At 48.4% G+C, this 5,217-nt stretch carries 5 protein-coding genes and 1 pseudogene; 2 read left to right on the forward strand and 4 right to left on the reverse strand.

Features of this window, described 5'->3' with window-relative positions; genetic code table 11:
- A partial coding sequence (locus tag BOO20_RS09985) for a transposase (protein WP_083694636.1) occupies window positions 1-1,682 on the forward strand: 1,682 nt, incomplete at its 5' end.
- 159 nt (window positions 1,683-1,841) lie between these two features.
- Here BOO20_RS09985 and BOO20_RS09990 read toward each other — a convergent pair.
- The 3 genes from BOO20_RS09990 to BOO20_RS10000 are packed head-to-tail and all read right to left on the reverse strand — an operon-like array spanning window position 1,842 to window position 3,662.
- Window positions 1,842-2,294 (reverse strand): DUF488 domain-containing protein, encoded by a 453-nt coding sequence (locus BOO20_RS09990; RefSeq protein WP_144277156.1) that lies wholly within the window; start codon window positions 2,292-2,294, stop codon window positions 1,842-1,844.
- Window positions 2,278-2,955, reverse strand: coding sequence for a DUF488 family protein (locus BOO20_RS09995; RefSeq protein WP_076792434.1), 678 nt, complete (start codon window positions 2,953-2,955; stop codon window positions 2,278-2,280). Before BOO20_RS09995 ends, BOO20_RS09990 begins: the two co-directional genes overlap by 17 nt.
- Window positions 2,956-2,957: 2 nt before the next feature.
- Window positions 2,958-3,662, reverse strand: a complete 705-nt coding sequence (locus BOO20_RS10000) for a hypothetical protein (protein WP_076792435.1) — start codon at window positions 3,660-3,662, stop codon at window positions 2,958-2,960.
- A gap of 335 nt (window positions 3,663-3,997) precedes the next feature.
- On the opposite strand from BOO20_RS10000, the gene BOO20_RS10005 reads away from it, so the two are divergent.
- Window positions 3,998-4,801, forward strand: coding sequence for a HipA domain-containing protein (locus tag BOO20_RS10005; protein ID WP_076792437.1), 804 nt, complete (start codon window positions 3,998-4,000; stop codon window positions 4,799-4,801).
- Between the two features lie 174 nt (window positions 4,802-4,975).
- Here the strand turns inward: BOO20_RS10005 and BOO20_RS10010 are convergent.
- A pseudogene (locus tag BOO20_RS10010) lies at window positions 4,976-5,217 on the reverse strand (hypothetical protein); the annotation flags it as partial.

Raw genomic sequence — 5,217 nt, forward strand, 5'->3', positions numbered from 1 at the left:
TTGGAGAGCGCCGCGAAAGACGTCCTAATGGCGATATTTACATCTATGAGCGGGTTACGGCCTATGACGAGAAGACCAGAAAGACCTATACAGTCAGTCAGAAGCTTCAGGGGAAAATCAAGGCAGGAACACAGGAGATGCTTCCTACACGGCCAAAAAAACGCAAAGGTGAGGACAAGATGGCCCGCGCGGTGCGCAGGCACAGTGGCCTCACGGATATTCTGGAGTGGGTTGGCAAAACCTCCGGCATTGACCATGATGTGCGATCTTCGTTCGGCGAAGGAGACGCCAACAAAATGCTCTCCATTGCGCGCTACTGGATCGGTTCCAGCGGAAACACCTTGCCTCGACTTGAGAGCTGGCAGGTCATGCATCCTCTTCCCTACAGCGAAGTAATCACTGAAGACGTTTACGGTGATCTGTTCAAAAGTGTCGGGCGTAACGAGGACGGCGTGCAGCGTTACTTTTCCTTCCGGGCGGATCGCCTTGGGCCGTCTCCGGTGCTTGCATTCGATTCGACCACGATATCGACCTACTCCGAGAACCAATCGGAAGCACGACAAGGGTTCAACAAGGACGGAGACGGACTGAACACCATCAAGCTGCTGACCTTGTATTCCGTCAAGGAACGCGAACCATTGGCTTTCGCCAAGCAGCCCGGCAATGTTCCTGACGTCATATCCATTGAGAACACCCTGAAGCAACTCAAGTGCCTTAACCTTGAGAGACCCTTGATTGTCACCGACAACGGTTACTACAGCGAAGAGAACATGATGAAATTCGCCTTGCGCAACATGAAATTCCTGACTCTGGCTGACCCCAGAGTCACCTGGATTCGCGAGACGGTTGATGCGCTTCGGCAGACACTGGCGAGCATGTCCAGCACGTGTCCGTTTGAACCATCGGTTTGTGGCGCTACGGCAATGAGAATGCACGAGTTCGGTCGAGTACGCAAGCGGTCGCGTAACGGCAAGCTGGGTGGAGAAGAAGATGCGTTCGTGCGCCGTCTTTATGTCCATGTCTTCTATTCTCACGACAACGACAGCAAGAAGGAAGTTGCCTTCCGCAAAGAGCTGCTTGAACTCAAGGCTCAAGTCGAAAACGGGGTGGAGGAGTTCACGCAATCTGCTCAACGGAAAATCGAGCGCTATCTGGTCTGCACGACAAAGGGGCGTGGCGGAGCATTGAAGGTCGGCTTCAACGATCAGGCTATTGCTGAAGCGAAGAGATACTTCGGCTATTTCTCGCTCGTCAGCAATCAGTCCATGGAGACTTTCACGGCACTGGAAAACTATCGACTGCGTGAAAAGATCGAGGAGCTTTTCGCCGTTGAAAAAGGAGACCTTGATGGCAGAAGGCCTCGCACATGGTATCCTGACAACTTGCGGGGAAGACAATTCGTGCAGTTTGTTTCACTGGGGTATCATTGCTTCCTGACGAAGAGAATCAAGGAAATGCGGGTAGAGCTTGGAAAAAACGCAAGAGGCAAAACCAAGGCGCTTGTCCTGCTCGAAAAAATGCTGGACAAGTGGCTTGAGCAACGCTCACTTGCTCAGATTCTGGATTGGTTCGACTGCGTAGAAACAACTCAGGTAAAGACGGCCATGGGCGCCTATCGCTGGTCTACCGAGTCGGTAGCCAGAGATCGGCTGTTTTTGGAATATCTGGGAGTGACCTCCTGATAGTGTGCGCTTTATCCTACTTTCAGGTTAACTACGAAATACTCGAAAAGCTCGAAAAAAGAGCAACCGGTTGCTTTCCTTTGATTTCATTTCGAGTTTTTCGTCCATTTCGTGGTTGTGAATTCAGAAAAAAGTTGAATGGTTACGGCTGGTAATTACTCAGTAGAGGTGTGTTACCGGAATAGTTCCGCCCCATTTTTCATTAAGGTATTCGGCAACAAGCCTTCTGTGGCAATGGTCTGGTTTATGCTCGCTGCATAACAGGCAATCACCGTCAAGTATAACCGGCTTTACTGATTTCTCGACAGCTCGCTTTTCCATTAAGGCGAAAAACTGCTCTTCATACACACTCCAATCGCGCTCATGCTTTTTGTAAGCCTCGAGAATCTCCTTTGTTGGCGCTAAATCAGGAAGATGGGTGTACTCAATATTGCAGAGTTCTTTTGCGAAATATTTGAGGTCATCCCTCTTTGCGAACCCGGCCAATTGTGACAGGTTATTCAAACGAACATCCACAATCCGCCTGACCCCCGACTCTCTCAGCAAACGAAAGAAGAGCTCCGCCCCTTTCTGCGTAAAGCCTATGGTGAAAAGCTTAAGGTTCGCCAATATTTCGCTCCTCCGGGGCTTGAACGTCAATCCGTTCATGAGAATTAACAGAGAGCCGCCCTAAGGTATCATCCTGTTCCTCTTCGTATGCAATTTTTTCGGCACGCTTTGTATAGGCAATATTGAGTCGCTCTTCGCCGGAACTGAAAAGATCTTCTGCATCCAGATGATATGCTGCCAGAAGTCGTTGATCAGCGTGCCGGCCGGATTCGACAGTTCCATCCTCCAGAATGTGCCGGATATCAGAAAAGTGCTTTTTGCCATAACGGGCAACCAACAAGGTTCGGTGGCAGGCAAGCGGATCCTTCTCGGCACACATGATTGCTGTTCGCATCCTTGAAGCCACTTCTGCAAGCTGTAAAAGGCCCTCCTGGAAGGGTTTCATGTTTGCTACTTTGCTGAATATCACCTTGTTTGAGGAGTAACATTCAGGATTCTTCCAGCGAGCGCCCAACTCTTTTCCCGAAAAAATATAATCAATATCCTCACCTTTGAGGAACTCCTGCAACCCCTCCCGATTAAACTGCGGTGTAAATTTGCTGTAGGGCAGGGCGCGGACATCGGCAATTGCCTTGATGTCGTTGAGCTTCAGTATGTTAACAAAGTGCTCAAGAGAGTGCACTGAATGGCCGATGGTGAACAGGAGAGGTTTTTCGTTTTCCACTGCTAATAGTGTCGAAGTTCTTTAAGATAATCCGGAAAAGAGTAGAGGCCATTAATCTGAAGCCAGTACCCTTTTCTGCCATCAGGAGCTTCAAAACATCGACTTAGTCCCAACCGGATATAAATTTCCTCCTGCTTGTGGATAAGCTTCTGTACCTTGCCCAGTTCCGAATCATGCTGATGCGTCATTGCGAAATCGTAAAATCCTCTGTCAGTAATAGACAGATATTGAAACCTGTGACCATCTGAATCAGTGAAACTCAGCTTGATTTTCCCTGGTTTATATCGGTCTTCAAATATAGCAAGTTTCGCCGGTTCTATTTTAAGGGTGATTATGGAGCAGGTTGCAGGTGGTGTGTCATGCGGTATAAACTTCTGACCATTTTCAAACTGAACCCCGAAACCTGCTGATGCACCGGGAGAAAGAGTCTGTAACAGAACATTTTTAAACTCATCGGCTGAAGATGTACCAACAAACTTCAACCCTTCGCAGTTCGCATCTTCAATGTGCGGTTTAACGTTATCCGGCTTTAATGAGACATCTCCTGAAATTATGGTGCCGGGTTGTATGTTCAATGCCTTGCATTGTGAGCTGGTAAGATAAGGCAGGGGCCTGTAGCAAACTCCGCTCTCCGGGTCCACCAGAGCTATGCAGACTATAGCAGGATTGGTAAATCTTGACAGATCGGTGATAATAAGATTCTTCATGGTTATGAGGCGCCATGGGCGCAATTATGGTTATGGGCACCGCTATTTATTTATTCTGAAACCCGAAACAGCGCAGGGTGGTGCTTTAAATCCTCATGTACTGCGTGTGTACACACCGGTATCTGTACAGCCTTGTCCTTGGGCTTCTCACAACAATAAATAGATGTGCCCTTATGGAAATTATTCTATTTGTTGCGTGTTGTTTATGTGATAATAAAGTATAAAATAATTAATCTATCAAGAGATGAGCTGTGAAAAAATAATAGAGGGGCGGTTTCTGACTTTTTGGATTTCCGCTGATTGTTCGGCTTGCTTCCGTGTCCGGAGTCTCCGGGGTGCAGCCGAAGGTGTTGATCAGGGATCAGATGAGTAGCGGAATGAGTGGTGATACAGGAGCCCGAAATCAGTCGGGGGTAACCCTCAAAGGAGCGATCCATATCGTCAAGGGGTGGGAGGAAAATTCATATCCGCATCTGGCTGCCAATGAGTTTTTCTGCATGATGGCTGCCCGTCGTTCCGGTCTCGCAGTACCTGAAATGTCACTTTCATTCAACAACAGGCTCCTGATCGTTGAGCGCTTTGACGTGACTGAAGAGGGGCTCTATCTTGGCTTTGAGGATTTCTGTTCTCTCAATGGAGTCGGGACAGCTGCAAAGTATGACGGAAGTTATGAAAAACTGGCAAAGCGAATTCGCCAGTTTGTTTCTCCGCAACACCGGAACTCAGCCATGGAGGCCTATTTCCGCTCGCTCGTTCTTTCCTGCGTGGTGAGAAATGGTGATGCCCATCTCAAGAATTTCGGGGTGATCTATTCCGCTTCAGACCAGCCGGTTCACTTTGCACCGGCATACGATATTGTTTCCACAACACCTTACATCAAGGGTGATTCACTGGCTCTTATTCTGGATGGCAGCAAGCGTTTTCCTGTTGCGAAGAAACTGGTTGCTTTTGCCAGATTACACTGCGATTTACAGGCGGCAAGGGCGATGGTGATTCTTGAAGAGGTTGCCGAGTCTGTGGTTGAAACCATGAGCGATCTGCGACAGCATATCAATGATTATCCGGATTTCAGAGAGGTAGGTGAAGCCATGCTCAGGGAGTGGAACGAGGGGGTAAATTCGAGCTGCCGGAAATCATAGCAAAACCGCAAATTGCATCTGTGCAGTGAAATATCCTGGGGATATTTGAGCATTCTCACCCCAATGAGGGAGACGACATTCACCGAATTGAAAAAAGGGCGACAGCCGTAATAACTGCCCGCCCAATGCCGTGCCCTGCATGGATCGATCAACCGCCGGCAGGAAATAACACGCTTACTTTTTGAGCTTCGTCAGGGTTTCTGTGGCCAATTGCGTTATCGTTCCGTCAGGCAAATAACGATAGAGTGTGACAGATTCTTCTGAAATACCGCTTTTCCCGGGTGTTACAACCACAAAAGTCATGATTGGCCGTTTCTCTTTATCCTTTTTACTGTCAATCCAGGTGCCGGAATTGGCGTAACCTGAATAATTCATGAGCAACGGGCGCAGGAGATTTTCGAAGTAAAAGTCCGATA

Source organism: Chlorobium sp. KB01 (assembly GCF_001975465.1).
GTDB lineage: Bacteria > Bacteroidota > Chlorobiia > Chlorobiales > Chlorobiaceae > Chlorobium.